The following is a 247-nucleotide window of genomic DNA, read 5'->3' as shown; positions in this document are numbered from 1 at the left end:
GACGTCAGCCGTCCGGTTCTGGCGTGTTCTGTCACGGTAGGCGCAGATGGCACACTGGGCAGCGACATTCGTTTCTTCGCGGCGACTATCGAGTCGAAAGCCAAACTGGCTTATGACGACGTGTCTGGCTGGCTGGAAGCGGATGAGAAAAGCGAATGGCAACCTGTCAGTGAGGTGATCGCCTCACAGATCCGCCTGCTCAAACGCGTCTGCGACGTGCGCAGCGCATGGCGTACCGAACATGCAC

General features: G+C 59.1%; 1 protein-coding gene. It reads left to right on the top strand.

Annotated features, from left to right (window positions below; genetic code table 11):
- A partial coding sequence (locus tag ACPYOM_RS23370; protein ID WP_481347803.1) for an RNB domain-containing ribonuclease occupies positions 1-247 on the top strand: 247 nt, incomplete at both ends.

The sequence above is a fragment of the Monashia sp. HAY1-2A genome (assembly GCF_056755315.1).
Note: the sequence above shows the minus strand (reverse complement) of the source record. Positions and strands in the feature narration are given on the sequence as shown.